General features: G+C 63.6%; 15 protein-coding genes. 9 read left to right on the top strand and 6 right to left on the bottom strand.

The features are described 5' to 3' along the window. Window positions 1-2 precede the first annotated feature (2 nt). From NKI66_RS05210 to apnL, 5 genes are read left to right on the top strand one after another with little or no spacing between them, the layout of a single operon-like run. Window positions 3-647 carry a DUF2291 family protein gene (locus NKI66_RS05210; RefSeq protein ID WP_023808894.1) on the top strand — a complete coding sequence of 215 codons (645 nt, stop codon included), beginning with the start codon at window positions 3-5 and terminating at the stop codon, window positions 645-647. Then, complete coding sequence (locus NKI66_RS05205) at window positions 644-2,200, top strand: sugar ABC transporter ATP-binding protein (protein WP_023808895.1); 1,557 nt, start codon at window positions 644-646, stop codon at window positions 2,198-2,200. Before NKI66_RS05210 ends, NKI66_RS05205 begins: the two co-directional genes overlap by 4 nt. Further along, the gene (locus NKI66_RS05200) at window positions 2,193-3,257 is read left to right on the top strand and encodes an ABC transporter permease (protein WP_023808896.1); all 1,065 of its coding nucleotides are present in this window, start codon (window positions 2,193-2,195) and stop codon (window positions 3,255-3,257) included. The genes NKI66_RS05205 and NKI66_RS05200 overlap by 8 nt, the downstream gene beginning before the upstream one ends. A gap of 2 nt (window positions 3,258-3,259) precedes the next feature. Next, entirely contained in the window at window positions 3,260-4,294 is a 1,035-nt protein-coding gene (locus NKI66_RS05195) for a Gfo/Idh/MocA family protein (protein WP_023808897.1), read from the top strand. Beyond that, on the top strand, window positions 4,291-6,129 hold the full coding sequence (apnL, locus tag NKI66_RS05190; protein ID WP_023808898.1) for a D-apionate lactonase: 1,839 nt from the start codon (window positions 4,291-4,293) through the stop codon (window positions 6,127-6,129). Before NKI66_RS05195 ends, apnL begins: the two co-directional genes overlap by 4 nt. A gap of 2 nt (window positions 6,130-6,131) precedes the next feature. On the opposite strand, the gene NKI66_RS05185 is transcribed toward apnL, so the two are convergent. Further along, a complete protein-coding gene (locus NKI66_RS05185) occupies window positions 6,132-6,845 on the bottom strand; it encodes a transcriptional regulator NanR (protein ID WP_023808899.1) in 714 nt (237 codons plus the stop codon). Window positions 6,846-7,030: 185 nt separating this feature from the next. Between NKI66_RS05185 and oiaX the strand changes: the two genes are divergently transcribed. The 4 genes from oiaX (at window position 7,031) to dhaL (ending at window position 11,428) form a co-directional block, all read left to right on the top strand. Continuing rightward, window positions 7,031-8,281: a 3-oxo-isoapionate-4-phosphate decarboxylase OiaX gene (gene oiaX / locus NKI66_RS05180; RefSeq protein ID WP_023808900.1), complete on the top strand. Its 1,251-nt coding sequence runs from the start codon at window positions 7,031-7,033 to the stop codon at window positions 8,279-8,281. Window positions 8,282-8,285: 4 nt separating this feature from the next. Further along, complete coding sequence (locus NKI66_RS05175) at window positions 8,286-9,620, top strand: four-carbon acid sugar kinase family protein (RefSeq protein ID WP_023808901.1); 1,335 nt, start codon at window positions 8,286-8,288, stop codon at window positions 9,618-9,620. 131 nt (window positions 9,621-9,751) lie between these two features. Then, window positions 9,752-10,759, top strand: a complete 1,008-nt coding sequence (locus tag NKI66_RS05170) for a dihydroxyacetone kinase subunit DhaK (RefSeq protein WP_023808902.1) — start codon at window positions 9,752-9,754, stop codon at window positions 10,757-10,759. Between the two features lie 27 nt (window positions 10,760-10,786). Continuing rightward, window positions 10,787-11,428 carry a dihydroxyacetone kinase subunit DhaL gene (gene dhaL / locus NKI66_RS05165; RefSeq protein WP_023808903.1) on the top strand — a complete coding sequence of 214 codons (642 nt, stop codon included), beginning with the start codon at window positions 10,787-10,789 and terminating at the stop codon, window positions 11,426-11,428. Window positions 11,429-11,450: 22 nt separating this feature from the next. On the opposite strand, the gene derI is transcribed toward dhaL, so the two are convergent. The 5 genes from derI to NKI66_RS05140 form a co-directional block, all read right to left on the bottom strand. Then, the gene (derI, locus tag NKI66_RS05160; RefSeq protein ID WP_013533067.1) at window positions 11,451-11,888 is read right to left on the bottom strand and encodes a D-erythrulose-4-phosphate isomerase; all 438 of its coding nucleotides are present in this window, start codon (window positions 11,886-11,888) and stop codon (window positions 11,451-11,453) included. A 33-nt stretch (window positions 11,889-11,921) separates the two neighbouring features. Then, window positions 11,922-12,689, bottom strand: a complete 768-nt coding sequence (locus NKI66_RS05155) for a triose-phosphate isomerase (RefSeq protein ID WP_023808904.1) — start codon at window positions 12,687-12,689, stop codon at window positions 11,922-11,924. Window positions 12,690-12,755: 66 nt separating this feature from the next. After that, window positions 12,756-13,694 carry a sugar phosphate isomerase/epimerase family protein gene (locus NKI66_RS05150; protein ID WP_023808905.1) on the bottom strand — a complete coding sequence of 313 codons (939 nt, stop codon included), beginning with the start codon at window positions 13,692-13,694 and terminating at the stop codon, window positions 12,756-12,758. Further along, complete coding sequence (locus NKI66_RS05145) at window positions 13,694-15,211, bottom strand: glycerol-3-phosphate dehydrogenase (protein WP_128302322.1); 1,518 nt, start codon at window positions 15,209-15,211, stop codon at window positions 13,694-13,696. The genes NKI66_RS05150 and NKI66_RS05145 overlap by 1 nt, the downstream gene beginning before the upstream one ends. Beyond that, on the bottom strand, window positions 15,208-16,767 hold the full coding sequence (locus tag NKI66_RS05140) for an FGGY-family carbohydrate kinase (protein ID WP_128302321.1): 1,560 nt from the start codon (window positions 16,765-16,767) through the stop codon (window positions 15,208-15,210). The genes NKI66_RS05145 and NKI66_RS05140 overlap by 4 nt, the downstream gene beginning before the upstream one ends. Window positions 16,768-16,825 lie beyond the last annotated feature (58 nt).

Raw genomic sequence — 16,825 nt, 5'->3', positions numbered from 1 at the left:
CCATGCTGAACACCAAGCCGAACTGGCCGATCCTTACCGTGATGGTCAGCATCAGCCTGACCGCCTGCAAGATCCTGCCTACGAAATCGGAAGCCGGAGACAACGCTCCCGCCTTCAATCCAGACAAGATGGTCGAAGAGACATGGGCGGCAAAGGTCGTGCCCTATCTCCAGCAGAAAGCCGGACCGTTTGCGCAGGTTCACACCCTGGCGACAACCGATCCATCGGCTGCCGGCGCCAAATACGGCAATCCGAACAAGCAGGCGAATTCGCCTTGGACTTTCGCGGTTCGGCTGGAAGGCAAGATCGTCGCGGCCAACACGCAGTCGCGGGCGGCAACCGTCGACGTCGATGTCGACGGCGACGGCAAAGCCGATGCACGAGTGCAGATCGGACCGGCGGTGCGCGGTACCGCGCTGCGCGACAGCCTGGACTTCATCCAGTTCAACGACTTCACCAACCAGATCGACTTCGCCCAGTTCGGCAAGGCGTTCAACAGCTACACCGACAAGACGGTGCTCTCCAAGCTGCCGCGCGAAGCGCTGGAAGGCCGCAGTACCAAAGTGCTGGGCGCCTATACGCTGGGGAGCGGCCAGGACCTGCCGCTGGTGACGCCGGCGGAGGCAGAGATCGGGCCGAAGCCATGAGCGCGACAGCAGAGCGCGAAATCATCCTGAAGCTCGAAGACGTCTCCAAGGTCTATTCCGGCACCGTTGCGGTCAAGCGCGCCAATTTCGAGGTGCGCAAGGGCGCGGTCAACGTGCTGGTCGGCGAAAACGGTGCCGGCAAGTCGACGCTGATGAAGATTATCGCCGGTGTCGAACGGCCGACAGCCGGCCGCATCCTGCTGGAGGGCGAAGAGGTCTCCTTCTCGTCATCCGGCGATGCGGTGAACCGCGGCATCGGCATGGTGTTCCAGGAGCTGAACCTGTTCGGCAACATGAGCGTCGCCGAGAATATTTTCGCCACCCGGGAGATCACCAACCGCTTCGGCAAGATCGACCGCAAGGAACAGGAGCGCCGTGCGGCTGAATTTCTGGAACGCCTGCAAGCCGGCATACGGCCCGACATGCTGGTCGAGGATTTGCGCATCGGCCAGCAGCAGTTGGTCGAGATCGCCAAGGCGGTTTCGCTCGATGCGCGAATCCTGATCATGGACGAGCCGACCTCGGCGCTGAGCGCTGCGGAGGTCGAGATCCTGTTCAAGGTGATCGCCGACCTCAAGGCGCGCGGCGTGGCCATCGTCTACATCTCGCACCGGCTGGAAGAGCTGATCCGCATCGGCGACTACATCACCGTGCTGCGCGACGGCCGCATCACCGGCCAGGAGGAGATGAAGAACGTCGACACGCAATGGATCGTTCGCCAGATGATCGGTTCCGACGCCAAGGATTTCGCCAAGGCTGACGGCCATCTTCCGGGCGAGGAGATCTTTCGAGCCGAGGACATCTGCCTGCCGCGCGCTATCGGCGGGCTTGCCGTCGACCATGTCTCGCTGTCGCTGCGCGCCGGCGAGATCCTCGGCATCTACGGCCTGATGGGCGCCGGTCGCAGCGAATTGTTCGACTGCATCATGGGCCGCCACGGCCATTCGACAGGCGCGATCTTCATTGGCGGTAAAAAGGTCAAGGAGCGCGACACGACGCGGCGCATCCGGCGTGGCCTGGCATTGATCCCCGAGGATCGCCAGCGCGAAGGGCTGGTGTCGATCCTCTCGGTCGCCAGCAATCTGACGCTAGCCAGCCTGTCGCGATTTGCCCGCCTGTTCCATATCCGTGGCGCCGACGAAAGGCAGGCGGTGACGCAGATGGTGCGGGAACTGGCGATCAAGGTCGCCGACCCGGCGCAGGAAGTGTCTTCGCTGTCGGGCGGCAACCAGCAGAAGGTGGTGATCGGCAAGGCGCTGCTCACCGAACCCAAGGTGCTGCTAATGGACGAACCCAGCCGAGGCATCGATGTCGGCGCCAAGGCAGACGTCTTCCGCACCATGCGCAAACTGTCCCGCGACGGATTGGGGATTTTGTTCGCCACCTCCGACCTCGATGAGGTGATGGCGCTGTCCGACCGCATCGCGGTGATGAGCAACGGAAAACTGACCGGCATGTTCGACCGTGCCGAGGCGACGGAGGCGGCACTCGTCGCTGCTTCGGCGCTTGGCCACGGACCGGTCCCACACACGGAGAGCACCGCCCATGACTGACATCCCAGCCAAGGCGGCCGCTCATTCCGCTTCCAGCGGCTCCGTGCTGTTGACGCTGATGAAGCTCAGGACCTTCATCGCGCTTATCGCCGTGCTGATCTTCTTCTCGATCGCGGCGCCGAATTTCCTGTCGACCGCCAATCTGATCCTGATGTCGAAGCACGTGGCGCTGAACGCGTTCCTGGCGATGGGCATGACCTTCGTCATCATCACCGGCGGCATCGACCTTTCGGTCGGCTCGATCGTCGGCCTGTGCGGCATGGTGGCCGGCTATCTCGTGCTCAATGGCATCGACCTGCAGATCGGCTACACCATCTATTTCAACGTCTTCGAGATCGCGCTGATCACGCTTGCCGTCGGCATATTGATCGGCGCCGTCAACGGCTTGCTGATCACCCGGCTGAACGTCGCGCCGTTCATCGCCACGCTTGGCGTGCTCTATGTCGCGCGCGGCCTGGCGCTGCTGTCGTCGGATGGCCGCACCTTTCCCAACCTCGTCGGCAAGCCGGAGCTTGGCACCACCGGTTTCGGTTTCCTCGGTGCAGGCCGGCTGCTTGGCCTGCCGGTGGCGATCTGGATCCTGATCGTCGTTGCACTGGGAGCCGCCTATCTCGCCAAATACACACCGCTCGGCCGCCATATCTTCGCCGTCGGCGGCAATGAACGGGCGTCGCGGATTTCGGGCGTCCGTGTCAACATGGTGAAGATGTTCGTCTATATGTTCTCCGGTTTCTGCGCGGCGATCGTCGGCCTGATCATCTCGTCCGAGCTGATGGCCTCGCATCCGGCAACAGGCGAAAGTTTCGAGCTCAACGCCATTGCGGCGGCGGTGCTCGGCGGTACCTCGATGTCGGGCGGGCGCGGCACGATCGGCGGCACCATCGTCGGCGCCTTCGTCATCGGCATTCTTTCGGACGGGTTGGTGATGATGGGTGTGAGTTCGTTCTGGCAAATGGTGATCAAGGGTCTCGTCATCATCGTCGCCGTTGTCGTCGACCAGGCACAACGCCGGCTTCAACAGCGCGTCACCTTGATGCAGATGGCGAAGGCGGGTTGAGCATGGCGGAGTTGCGTGGAGCGCTGATCGGCTGCGGCTTCTTTGCCGTCAACCAGATGCACGCCTGGCGCGGCATTGCGGGCGCTTCGATCGTTGCTATCTGCGACCGTGACCCGGAACGGCTCAAGATCGTCGGCGACCAGTTCGGCATAGCGAAGCGCTATACCGATGCGGCGGAACTTTTTGCCGGCGAAAGCCTGGACTTCGTCGACATCGCCACCACCGCGCCCAGCCATCGTCCGCTTGTCGAAATGGCGGCCGCTCATCGCGTTCCGGTGATCTGCCAAAAGCCGTTCGCGCCGACGCTCGCCGACGCCAAGGCAATGGTCGGGGCATGCGCGGAAGCCGGCGTGCCGCTGATGGTGCATGAGAATTTTCGCTGGCAGTCGCCGATCCAGGCGGTGCGCGCCGTGCTCGACAGCGGCGAGATCGGCACGTCTTTCTTCGGGCGCATCTCCTTCCGCTCCGGCTATGACGTGTTTTCCGGCCAGCCCTATCTGGCGACGGGAAAGCGCTTCATCATCGAGGACCTCGGTATCCATGTCCTCGACATCGCCCGCTTCCTGCTCGGCGACGTCTCGACCATCACGTCGCGAACCGCCCGCATCAATCCTAGTATCGCGGGCGAGGATGTGGCGACGATGCTTCTGGACCACAAGAGCGGCGCGACCTCCGTGGTCGACTGCAGCTATGCGACGAAGCTTGCCACCGAGCCGTTTCCCGAGACGCTGATCGAGATCGACGGCAGCGACGGAACGATCCGGCTGGCGCAGGGATACCGGCTCACCGTCACCGGCAAGAACGGCACGGTCGTCACCGACGTCTCGCCGCCGCTGCTGCCATGGGCGTCGCGGCCCTGGCACAACATCCAGGAAAGCGTTGTCGCCATCCAGCAGCACTGGGTAGACTGCCTGGCAAAGGGGATCGAACCGGCGACCTCGGGAGCGGACAATCTCAAGACGTTCGCGCTCGTCGAGGCCGCCTATGCTGGTGCCGCGAGCCGGCAACCGGTGCAACTCGACGCCTTGCTGAAATGACCGCCGACACTTTCCTGCTCTACGGCACGCGTGCTCTCGAGGCCGAGCCAGTCAGGCTGAGCGCGGGCGCGCTCAGCGCCGACTTCGTCAACGGCAATCTGCGCACCATCCGCCATCGCGGCACCGAAGTGCTGCGCGCCATCGCCTATATCGTACGTGACCGCGACTGGGGCACCTATGAGCCGGTGCTGACGGGCCTCGTCATCGATCAGGACGCGGAGAGCTTCGCGATCAGCTATTCGGCAAGCTGCATCGGACCCGATGGAAGCCGGCTCGGCTTCCACGCAACCATCAAAGGCTTCGCCGATGGCCGTCTGGTCTTCGACGTCGGCGCCCTCCCCGAAAGCGATTTCGAGACCAACCGCTGCGGCTTCTGCATCCTGCATCCGATCGCAGGGCTGGCCGGCAGTCCAGTCACTGTCGAGCATACGGACGGCATCGTGGTGGCGACGAAACTGCCCGAACTGATCGACCCGTGGCAGCCTTTCAAGGATATCCGCGCCATCACCCATCAGGTTCGGCCTGGTGTCACCGCCGAATGCCTAATGGAAGGCGATACATTCGAGATGGAAGACCAGCGCAACTGGTCAGACGCCTCCTACAAGACCTATGTGCGGCCGCTCGCGTTGCCATGGCCCTATGTGCTGCCTGCCGGCCAGCCCTTGCGCCAAACGATCAGCCTGCGCATCACAGGGAAAGGCAACGCGCCGGCTGCCGCCATGGTCAGCGAACCGGTCCGCGTCGAACTCGGCGAAGCCGGGCCAAGGCTGCCCGATATCGGCGTGGTCATCTATCCCGAGGATGTCGAGAGCGCACTTGCGAAGCTCTCGATGCTGTCGGCGCTCGGCCCGCAACAGCTGATCTTCCACTACGATCCGACGCGTGGCCACGGGCTCGACGCCTTGCGCGCTTTCGCCCGACTGGCAACTGCCTACGCAGCCGAAACGACCCTCGAATGCGTCGTTGCCTGCGCTGGCGATCTCGACGCCGAGATGTCAGGTGTCGCCGGCCTGGTGCGCGAGGCCGGGCTAAAACTCTCGGCCATTGCCGTGTCGCCTTCGGTCGACCGGCAGTCGACACCGCCGGGCAGCACGTGGCCGGACTGTCCGCCGCTCGAGAACGTTTACGCGGCCGCGCGGCGCGCCTTTCCGGACATCCGGCTCGGCGGCGGCATGTTCAGCTATTTCACCGAACTCAACCGCAAGCGCGTGCCGGAGGACCAGCTCGATTTCGTCACCCATTGTACTTGCCCGATCGTTCACGCCGCCGACGATCTCAGCATCATGCAATCGCTGGAGGCGCTGCCTTTCATCACCCAATCGGCGCGGGCGATCTTCGGGGCGAAACCCTATCGGATCGGACCATCGACGATTGCCATGCGGCAGAACCCCTATGGCGGCGCGACCAAGCCCAATCCCGGGGGACAGCGCATCGCCATGGCCGACCGAGACCCGCGCCATGCCGGCCAGTTCGCGGCGGCATGGACGATCGGCTATGCCGCGCGCATCGCGCCCGCTGGGCTGGAACAGCTCACGCTCTCCAGCTTCACCGGACCGTTCGGCGTGCTGGCGTCATTTGGAGAACCCGTCGCGGAAGGAACACCCCGGCCGCTCTTCAGGGCCATCAAGGGGCTTTGCGAACTGGCCGGCCTTGCGCATGTGTCGGCAAGGACGAGCGATGAGACCAAGGTGCTGGCGCTGGCCGGGCGCTCCGCCTCGGGCAAGACAATCGCGTGGCTGGCGAACCTGACGGCGGACGAAGTGCCGGTCGACATTTCGGCTTTTGGCCGCGGCCATCTCGTGATGACGCCTTACGCGATCACCCGGCTCGGCTGAAGTTACTTTTCGGAATTCATCACATAGAGCGCGCGCGAGCGTTCGAGATGCTTGATCATCGCCTTCTCGGCGCCATCCGCATCCTTTTTCTCGATGCGGCCGATGATCTCTTCGTGCTCGGTCAGCGTGAACTTTTCCTTGCCGGTCCAGATCAGCATTTCGGTGTGGTATTCCTTCAGCCAGCCGAGCATCGCCTCACTAACGGCGACATAGATCGGATTGCCTGAGATCGCGGCGATCTGGGTATGGAATTTCATGTCGGCGGAGATGAAGGCTTCGGAATCGCCACGGAAGCCGCGCTGTTCGGCAACGGTGGCCCTGAGGCGCTGCACATCCTCGGCGGTGGCCTTTTCGGCGGCTTCCCTGACCATGCCGCGCTCGAAGAAGATGCGCGCGGTCTTCAGGTGCTCAAGCGTGTCCTTCGATGACGACAGGATGATCTTGGCGGCGCCATCGACCTGCTTGATGATCGACTTTGCCGTGAGCTGCAGCACCTTGGCGCGCTCGCCATGCGAGATCGCGACCAGGCCCATATTGCTCAGCGCCTGCATCGCCTCGCGAATCGCCGGCCTGCCGACCTCGAAGCGCTCCATCAGTTCGCGCTCCGACGGCATGTCGTCACCCGGCATCAATTCGCCGCTGGTGATCAGGCGCTTCAGCCGCAAGAAGACCTCGTCGGAAAGCTTGCGCCGGACAATCGGTTCCGAACGGTTCATCGTCGCGAATCACTCCCTTGAGCCGGCCCTATCTAACACTGCCGCCACATTTCCCGGAAATTGCCGCCTGTCGATCTGCCTAAAACTTCTAGCCGGATATGCCTTGCAATACTTATGTACTCATTATACCAGATTTAGAACACCGGTGAACCTTTTTCGAACGCCTCGGCTTAAGACAGCAGACCATGATCACCCTCACCTATCGCATCGAAACGCCTGGAAGCATCGAAGCGTTGGCCGCCAAGATCGCCAGCGACCAGTCGACCGGCACCTTCGTCGCGCTGCCCGGCGAGACCGAAGAGCTGAAGGCCCGGGTGGCGGCGCGCGTGCTGGCGATCCGGCCTCTGCCCGATGCCGAGCGGCCGTCACTTCCCGATGACGGCAGCGGGCCGTTCAAACGCGCCGATGTCGACATCGCCTTTCCGTTCGATGCCATCGGCACCGACCTTTCGGCGCTGATGACCATCGCCATCGGCGGCACCTATTCGATCAAGGGCCTCACCGGGATCCGCGTCGTCGACATGAAGCTGCCGGAGGATTTTCGCGGCGCGCATCCCGGCCCACAGTTCGGTGTCGCCGGCAGCCGCCGACTGACCGGTGTGACGGACCGCCCGATCATCGGCACCATCGTCAAGCCGGCGCTCGGGCTGCGGCCGCACGAGACGGCGGCAATGGTGGCGGAACTGATCGCCGCCGGCGTCGATTTCATCAAGGATGACGAGAAGCTGATGAGCCCGGCCTATTCGCCGCTGTCGGAGCGGGTGAAGGCAATCATGCCGCTGATCCTCGACCATAAGCAGAAGACCGGCAAGAAAGTGATGTATGCCTTCGGCATTTCGCATGCCGACCCGGATGAGATGATGCGCAACCACGATCTGGTGGCGAAGGCCGGCGGCAATTGCGCTGTTGTCAACATCAATTCGATCGGGCTCAGTGGCATGGCGTTCCTGAGGAAGCGCTCCAGTCTGGTGCTGCATGCTCACCGCAACGGCTGGGACATCCTCACCCGGCACCCCGGGCTAGGTATGGGCTTCAAGGTCTGGCAGCAATTCTGGCGACTGCTCGGCGTCGACCAATTCCAGATCAACGGCATCGCCTCGAAATATTGGGAGCCGGATGACTCCTTCGTCGAGTCGTTCAAGGCGGTGACGACGCCGATCTTCTCACCTGAGGACTGCGCCTTGCCGGTCGCCGGCTCCGGCCAGTGGGGCGGGCAGGCGCCCGAGACATATGCGCGGACCGGCCGGACCGTCGATCTTCTCTATCTCTGCGGCGGTGGCATCGTCAGCCATCCGGACGGGCCGGGCGCCGGCGTGCGTGCCGTGCAGCAAGCCTGGCAGGCGGCGGTCGACGGCATTCCGCTTGCCGACTTCGCCCTGAACCACCCTGAACTGGCGCGGTCGATCGAAAAATTCGGCGACGGCAAGGCAGCCTGAAGCCATGCAGAACCTGCTTCTCAGCTATTATGGCGACGACCTGACCGGCTCGACCGATGTCATGGAGGCGCTTGAGCTCGGCGGCGTGCCGACCGTGCTGTTCATGCGCCAGCCGGACGATGCCTTGCTTTCGCGGTTTGCCCATTGCCGGGCGATCGGCCTCGCCGGCACCAGCCGCAGCGAGACGCCGCAGTGGATGGACATGCATCTGCGCGATGCCTTTGCCTGGCTGAAGACACTCAACGCCGCGATCTGCCACTACAAGGTTTGCTCGACCTTCGATTCCAGCCCAACGGTCGGCAGCATCGGCCGGGCCATCGAGGTCGGCCGCTCGGTGTTCGCGCAGGATAGTGTGCCGCTGCTGGTCGGCGCGCCGCAGCTCAAGCGCTACACCGCCTTCGGCCATCTATTCGCCGCCTATCGCGACCAATATTTCCGCATCGATCGCCACCCTGTGATGAGCCGCCATCCGACGACGCCGATGGATGAGGCCGATCTCCTGATCCATCTGTCGCGGCAGACGGCGCTGAGCTCCGGGCTGATCGACCTTGCAACGCTGCAGTCCGCGTCGCGATCGGCCGCGTTCGATCGCCTGACCGGAAACGGCACCCCCATCGTGCTTCTCGATGTCGACAATCTGGAAACGCAGGCTCTGGCCGGCAAGGAGATCTGGCGCGTTCGCAAGCCAGGCGGTTCTTTTGTCGTCGGCTCGTCCGGGGTCGAGTATGCATTGCTGGCCGAATGGGCGTCGAATGACATTGTCGGCGCTGGACAAGGTTTTACGCCGCCGGGCGCAGCCGAGCGGATAGCCGTCGTGTCGGGCAGTTGTTCGCCGACCACCGAGCGGCAGATCCGGCATGCCCTGACCGACGGTTTCGACGGCATCGAGGTCGATCCCGTCGAGCTGGTTTCGGAGTCTTCGCAGCAGGCGATCGCGCGCGCAACGGCAAGCGGCCGTGCCAGTCTGCAAGCCGGGCGCAGCGTCATCCTCTACACCGCGCTTGGCCCCGATGCCGACAGGGGCGCCGAAATCGACCGGCAGGAAGGCGCCCGCCACAGGCTTGGCCGCGGCCTTGGAGAAATCCTTCGCAGCCTGACGATCGAACAGAATTTGCGGCGCGTGGTCATTGCCGGCGGCGACACGTCGAGCCACGCACTCGGCGAGATGGGTGTCGATGCCCTGACAATTCGCATGCCGCTGCCCGCTTCGCCTGGCTCGCCGCTCTGCGTTGCCCACTCGCGCGTCAAGGCGATCGACGGCTTGGAGGTCGCGCTCAAGGGCGGCCAGGTCGGAACCGATCGCTATTTCTCAGCCATCCGCGACGGCCTCGGCACTTGAACCAGCCGACACCTGGATTTCAGGAGCCGCTGTGCGAGAGCACTTCAACACGCGAAATGCGCCTTGCCGGGTGGAAATCCCGGTAACACCCGGTACTATCTGCGAAAATGCCGAAATCGGGAGGACGTCGGGTGCAGACCAAGAAGATCATCAACGATGGCAACCGCGCCGTTGACGAGATGCTGGAAGGCATCCTGGCAGCGCATCCCCGCCATCTCAAAAGCGTGGACGGCAGTCCACGCTCCATCATCGCCCGCGACGGACCGCGCCAGGGCAAGGTGGGCCTCGTGATTGGCGGCGGTTCGGGCCACGAGCCGAGCTTTCTCGGCTTTGTCGGCAAGGGATTGGCTGACGCTGCGGCCATCGGCAATGTCTTTGCCTCGCCGCCGCCGGACCCGATCCTCGAATGCGCCAAGGCAGTCAGCGGCGGCGCCGGCGTGCTCTTCATGTACGGCAATTATGCCGGCGACGTGATGAATTTCGACATGGCGGCCGAGATGGCCGCCATGGACGACATCGAGGTGCGCACGGTGCTGAGCACCGACGACGTCGCCTCGGCACCGCGCGACCAGCGGCACAAGAGGCGCGGCGTCGCCGGCAATTTCTTCATCTTCAAGGCGGCCGGCGCCGCCTGCGACCGGATGTTGTCCTTCGACGAATGCGAGCGCGTCGCCGGCAAGGCCAACGACCATACCTTCACCATGGGCGTGGCGCTGTCGCCCTGTTCGCTGCCGCAGACCCGCCGGCCGAATTTCGAGATCGGCCCGGACGAGATGGAGATCGGCATGGGCATCCACGGCGAGCCCGGCATCGCGCGCGAAAAGTTGAAAACAGCCGACGAGATCACCGACGAGATGCTGGACAGGATTCTCGACGAGATGGCGCCGGCGCGCGGCGACAAGGTCGCGGTGCTCGTCAATTCGCTGGGCTCGACGCCGCTGATGGAACTCTACATCATGAACCGGCGCGTGAAGCAGAGGCTCGATGAGATCGGTGTGTCCATACACGCAAGCTGGGTCGGCAATTACTGCACCTCGCTCGAAATGGCCGGGGCCTCGATCACTCTGCATCGGCTGGACGGCGAGTTGCAGACGATGCTGGACCACCCCTGCGACTGCGCCATGTTTCGCGCCGGCTAAACCCACTTCTGTGGCAAGGACTAAGACATGACGACAATCGACACCGCCCGCCTTGTCGCGATGTTCGCGGCGATCGCAACCGCCATGTCGGCCGACAGGGACCGACTATGCGCGCTTGACGGAGTTATCGGCGACGCCGACCACGGCATCGCGATGGAGCTTGGATTTTCCGCGGCACGCGATGCAGTCGCCGCACTGGACACCGAGGCCACTGATCCGACCACCTTGCTGAACACGGCGGCAAAGTCGTTCCTGAATGCGGTTGGCGCCTCCTCCGGTCCGCTCTATGCGACCGCGTTCATGCGCGCCGCGGCAGCCGTCAAGGGCAAGACGACGCTCGACGACGCGGACGTGGTCACTCTGTTCCAGGCGATGGCCAAAGGCATTCAGGATCGCGGCAAGGCCGAGCCAGGCGAAAAGACGATGATCGATGCATGGGCGCCGGCTGCGCAGGCGGCGGGCGAAGCGCTGACCTCCGGCAAGGATCTGGCGGGCAGTCTCGAAGCTGCTGCACAAGCGGCAAACGCCGGCGCGGAGGCGACCAAGTCGATGGTCGCCACCAAGGGCCGGGCATCGCGCCTCGGCGAACGCTCGCTTGGCCACATGGACCCGGGCGCCGCCTCCGCCGTGACCGTGATCGAGGCGATGCGGGTCGCCTTGACCACCTGATCAGTAACGGGCCTTCCGCGCCTCAGCGCTTGGCGTCGAGCTTGTCGATGGCCTGCACGTTTGTGGCGGAGGGGCCATTCGGATCGAACTCCGAGGCCAACCATGCGTCGGCGATCGATTTCGCCAGTTCGGGACCGATGACGCGGGCGCCCATGGTGATGATCTGGGCGTTATTGGACTTGGCGGCGCGCTCAGCGGAATAGGTGTCGTGGGTCAATGCGGCGCGAATGCCCGGGACCTTGTTGGCGGAGATGCTGACGCCGATGCCGGTGCCGCAAAACAGGATGGCCCGGTCGTAATTGCCGTCGAGAATTTCGTGGCCGACCGAGGCGGCGATATCGGCGTAGAATCCGGCCTGGCTTAGGTCGACGACCTGCAGTTCCGGCTTGGTGGCGAGATGCTTGGCGATGACGTCGAGCAACGGCTTGCCGGCGCTGTCGGCTCCGAGTGCGATCTTCATGATGATGAGCTCCTTTGCTTGGTCTTTTAGCGGTCAGCGCGCGATGGCGGCCGACGCCTTTTTCAGAATGTCGATATAGCCTTCCGCTTGCCACGCCGAGCGGCCGATGAACAGGCCATCGATATGCGGCTGGCCGATGAGTTCGGCCGCGTTGCCGGGATTGACGCTGCCGCCGTAAAGCACAGGCGGGGCAGCCGGCAGCCGGTCGGCGGCAACCTGCTTGATCAGCGCCTGCTGCCTGTCGGCATAGTCGGCGCTGGCGGGAATGCCCTTCTCGCCGATCGCCCAGACGGGCTCGTAGGCAAAGAGGATTTCAGCCTTCAGTTGATCGCCGCTCAGCTCTTGCAGCGCGCCGAGAACCTGTGCCGTCAACACCGCCTCGGCGCGGCCTGATTCACGCTCAGCCAGCGTCTCGCCGACGCAAATCAGCGGCACGAACCCGTGCCTGACAGCGGCCGCCGTTTTCAGTCCCACAGTCGCGTCCGTTTCGCCGAAATGCTCGCGACGCTCGCTATGGCCGAGTTCGATCACATCCAGCCCACAGTCTTTCAGCATCACTGGCGAGATCTCTCCCGTCCAGGCACCGGCGTCGGCCCAATGCATGTTCTGGGCGCCGACTTTCACGCGGGTGTTGGCCAGCGCCGCTTTGACCTGGCGCGCGGCGGTGAACGGCGGAATGACGAAAGGCTGTATCGCCTGATCGAAGTCAGGCACGAAGGCCGCCAACGCATCGGCGAACTGCAGCGCCTCGGCAAGCGTCTTGTTCATCTTCCAGCTCGTGCCGACCCAATATGGGGTCATTCTTTTCTCCTTCAACGCGCGTTTTTCCTGGCCACCATCGGTGCCGGCGTCTAGCCAGCATTTCACTCAAGCCCGAGGCTTGAGACTGTCGCGACCGCTGTCGATATGAGGCGCCCAGAAATCCACCGACTCGCGGATCATCTCGATAACCTGATGGTCGACTGGTTCCCTCTCCCTGAAGGAAAGTTCAAGGCAAATTTCATTGTCGGTTCCACCGCCCTGCCGAACCGCGTCCAGCAACTTCTGCGGCACTATGCGGCCATCCTTGTTGTAGGCGGCCGTGAACGGCCAGTGCCCGCCCTTATTCATCGACGACTGCTTGATGTGGATGATCGGCGATTGCAAGGGAAACGCTTTCGCCCAGGCATAGGGATCGGTGTCGGCAGGGTTGGGCGAAGTGACGTCGCCATGGTCGATGTCGACCATCATTTTCATCGGTATGGGCAGCTTCGCCGCGTCGATGGCGCCTTGCAGCGTGGCGCAGCTTTCGATCGTGTGGCCGAACTCGCGGCCGACCGACATCGGCTCCCAGAACAGGTATGTCAGACCCGCCGCCTTGGCGTGTTCGGCCACCTCGCGCCAGCATTCGAGGGCGATATCGAGAAGCACTGCCCGCCGTTGCGGATCGTCAAAGTCCTTGTGGGTGAAGATGGCGAACTGCGTGCCCATGCCCGACGCACCGAGTTCCGCGGAAATATCGGCGAAGGTCTTGAACCAGTCGACATAGTAGCGCCGGACATCCGCGTCCGGATGGCCGAAGTGATTGAGCCGGCCATAAGGTCCGGTCATGCCGGAGGTGATCCGCACGCCGGTCCGCGAAAGCGCCCTGTCGAACAGGCGCAGGAATTTGGCAATCGTTGCCGCCGGCCAGCCCGGATTGACGAATTCATGCGTCAGCTGCACGTCGCGGATACCGATGCCATAGGCAATCGCGTCGATCAAATCGTCCGGATCGGCGAAACGGTTGACCAGCGGATTGGTGTTGAGGGAAAGCGTGAAGGCCATCAGTCTGCCGTCGCCATGATGTTATCGAACCAGTCTTCGAATGCTTTCCGCTCGGCCGCATTGAGATGCAGGCCATGTTTGGTGCGGCGTTCCAGAATATCGGCTGATGTGCCGGCCCATTCGGTCTCGGCCAGGAACCTTGCCTCCCGCTCATACAGGTCGGGACCGAAGCGGCGGCCGAGATCCGCCTCGCGCTGTGCGCCGGCGAGCAATTGCCTGGCACGGGTGCCGTAGCTTCGAGCGTAGTGCTTCACCAGCGACGGGCTGAGCCATAAAAACTCGGAATGCAGATCGCTCAGGAACTGCTCGAAGTCCGCATTGGGCAGGTCGCCTCCCGGCAAGGGGATTTTGGCCGTCCAGGCTTTCTTCATCATCGGAAAAAACGGCTGGATCTTTTCCAGCGCATGTTCCGACAGCTTGCGGAAGGTGGTGATCTTGCCGCCGAACACCGACAGCAGCGGCGCGTTGCCATTGGAGGCGTCGAGTTCGAAAATATAGTCGCGCGTCACCGCGCTTGGATTGTCGGCATTGTCGTCATAGAGCGGACGCACGCCTGAGAAACTATGGACCACGTCCTGTGACGTCAGCTGTCGCTTGAAATAGCGATTGACCACCTTGATCAGGTAATCGACTTCGCTTGCCTCGGCGACCACTTCCTCGGGCCTGCCTTCGTAGGGAATGTCGGTCGTGCCGATCAGCGCCAGATCGTTCTCGTAGGGGTTGACGAAGATCACTCGCTTGTCGTTGTTCTGGATGAGATAGGCCTGCCGCCCCTCCCAGAATTTGGGCACGACGATATGACTGCCTTTCACCAGGCGAACATTGCGGGTGGAGTTCTGCCCGGCGACTCGGCTGACAATGTCGTTGACCCACGGCCCGGCCGCGTTGACCAGCGCCCGCGCCCGGACCTTCGTCACCGCACCCGTGCGACCATCCTGCATGTCGATCGACCATAGTCCGTTTTCGCGGCGGGCCGCGACACAGGCGGTGCGCGTGAGCACTCTGGCACCGCGCTGCCTGGCATCCAGGGCGTTGAGCAGCACCAGGCGCGCATCGTCGACCCAGCAGTCGGAATATTCGAAACCGCGCTTGAATTCGTCCTTGATCGGCGCGCCTTCCGGCGCAGTCCTGAGGTTCAGTGTTCGTGTCCCCGGCAGGCGTTTACGGCCGCCAAGGTGGTCGTAGAGAAACAGCCCGAGCCGGACCAGCCATGCCGGCCTGTCTTGCGGGCTGTGCGGAAGAACGAAGCGCATCGGCCAGATGATGTGCGGCGCTGCCTCGAGCAGCACCTCGCGTTCGATCAGTGCTTCGCGAACCAGCCGGAATTCATAATATTCGAGGTAGCGCAGGCCGCCATGCACCAGCTTGCCGGAGCGCGAGCTCGTGCCTTGCGCGAGATCGTCCTTTTCGCACAGGATGACGGACAGCCCGCGACCTGCCGCATCACGCGCTATGCCGGCTCCATTGACGCCGCCGCCGATCACGAAGAGATCGACGACATCTGTTGTATTGCTCAAGATCTTGCTCCTGTGCGGTGCGCCATGCCCTTCCACACCGGCCGAAGCGCCTGACGCGCTGCAACGAAGGAAGGAAAGAGGGCATCGTAGGTATGCGAAAGCGCCTCGTCATAGGCATCGCAGTCGCCGAGAAGCGGCGTCACCCATTCGGCGGCGCAGTCTTCCATCGAGCCATAGACGCCGAGGCCGACGGCCGCCATCATCGCGGCGCCTGCCGCGCCGGCTTCCTGGCGACTGCTGGTGCGCACCTGCGCCCGGGTCGCCGCCGCGATGATGCGGCGTAGGGAGGGGCTGCGCGCGGCGCCGCCCGACAGGCGGATCTCGCTCGGCACGGCGCCCATCGCCTGGTAGCAATCGCGTGCGGCGAAGGCCAGTCCCTCGAGGACGCCGCGTGCCAGATCGCCAAAGCCGTGCTTGACCGAAAGGCCGATGAAGCCAGCGCGTGCGTCAGGATCGACGAACGGTCCTCTTTCACCGGCCAGCGATATATAGGGCTGGTAGATCAGCGAACCAGGCTCCGATGCTTCCACCCAAGCGTCGAGGGCCTTCAGCAACTCGTCATGAGAAGGCTTGCCGCCAGCCGTCGCGAGCACGTCGCGCGCAAGGCCAAGCACCCAGTCTATGTTGAGCGTCGCCGCCATGTTGGATTGCAATTGTGCAAAGGCGCCTGGAATAGGCATGGCGATCGTGTAGCCGGAGCCATCGTCGTTCAGCACGACATCGTCGGGAGTGGCGGCAAAGCGTGTGTGTATGCCGGTCGAGCCGATGACCGTGCAGCCGACATTGCCCGAGGGATCATAGAGGCCGGCTCCGAGCGCCGTCATGACCATATCGACGTAACCCAGCACCACCGGCGTGCCTTCGAGCAGGCCAGTCTCTGCCGCCGCCGATCGCGACAGCGGATGATGGTCGGTGGTGCCTTCGAGCATGGGAGGCAACAGGCGGCGATGCGTCGTCAGATCCAGGATGTCGAGGGCTTCGTCGGAATAGCTGCGCGACCGAAAATCGCCGAAGGTGAAGGTTCCCTCGGAGGGATCCGTGGCGCGTTCGCCCGTCATCTTGAAGTAGAGCCAATCCTTGCAATGCAGTGCGGTCGCCGCCCGCTCCAGCATGTCGGGATGGTTCTTTTTCATGAAGGCAAGCTGGGCGCCTTGCTGGCAGGAATTCAGCCCCGTGCCGGTCAGCTCGAACCGCCTGCGATCCCGGGGATCGGCGCGCATCTCGTCCACCAGATGTCCAGCTCGGGCATCAAGCCACAGCCAGGCGCGCGAGACAGGCAAGCCGTCGCCATCGATCAGCCAGGTTCCGTCGCCCTGCCCGGTGATGGCCACCGCCGCGGTTCGTTGCGCGAGGTCGGGAACCTTGGCCGCGAGATCGCGAACGGTCCGCGCCATGTCGCGCCAGGTCTGGTCGAGGTCCTGCTCGGCGCCGCCGCCTTCCAGCGTGACGAAGCTATTGGGCACCGACGTCATGGCGAGCTGCCGCCCGGACAGGTCGAAAGCGATCGATTTGATCACCGACGTTCCCGCGTCGATGCCGATCAGCAGGTCTTTCATGCCGCAAATTCCGGTTGGTTGCGAAGGCGGTTCACGAGGGCAGTCATTTCGTAGAAGA

The sequence above is a fragment of the Mesorhizobium sp. M0518 genome (assembly GCF_040321125.1).
Classification (GTDB): Bacteria; Pseudomonadota; Alphaproteobacteria; order Rhizobiales; family Rhizobiaceae; genus Mesorhizobium.
Note: the sequence above shows the minus strand (reverse complement) of the source record. Positions and strands in the feature narration are given on the sequence as shown.